General features: G+C 68.0%; 1 protein-coding gene. It reads right to left on the bottom strand.

What is annotated here, in order from left to right; translation table 11 throughout:
* Nucleotides 1-96: 96 nt before the first annotated feature.
* Nucleotides 97-579: phosphatidate cytidylyltransferase (locus EOA33_RS37985; RefSeq protein WP_190234547.1), on the bottom strand; the 483-nt coding region annotated here is incomplete at its 5' end.

The raw sequence follows: 579 nt of genomic DNA, 5'->3' as shown, positions 1-579 counted from the left end.
CCTCAAAACCGTGCGCGACGCAGGCCGTGCCGCGACTGTGACATCAATCCGGGCGAATCCGTGGCGCTGCCTGTTCTTCGCCCTGCGGCATGCGGTTCAAATCGGAAACAGCCCCTGCGCCGGATGATCGGCGCCCGCCGAGATCCAGCCGATGACGTACAGGGCCAGAGCCGCCGCGACAAGCCCGTCCACCCTGTCCATGACGCCGCCATGGCCAGGGATCAGGTTGCCGGAGTCCTTCTGGCCGTGGCGGCGCTTGACCCAGGATTCGAAAAGGTCACCTGCCTGCGCCACCACCGACAGGGCGAGTGCCACGAGGCCGAGTGTTCCGAGATTGCCGACTCCGGTCGCCGAGGCCAAAAGCACACCGGCCACGACGCCGCCGACGGCGCCGCCCAACGCCCCGCTCTGCGTCTTGCCGGGCGAGATCGACGGCGCCAGCTTCGGGCCGCCAACGGCGCGACCGACGAAATAGGCCGTTATGTCGGTCGCCCAGACGACGGCGAACAGGAAGAGGATCGCAATCAGGCCGGAATGGTCGCCGTCGCGCAGCATCGCCAGCGACAGGCCGGAGAGAGA

It is taken from the genome of Mesorhizobium sp. M4A.F.Ca.ET.050.02.1.1, from assembly GCF_003997725.1.
GTDB lineage: Bacteria > Pseudomonadota > Alphaproteobacteria > Rhizobiales > Rhizobiaceae > Mesorhizobium.
This window is presented reverse-complemented; position numbering and strand designations above follow the sequence as displayed.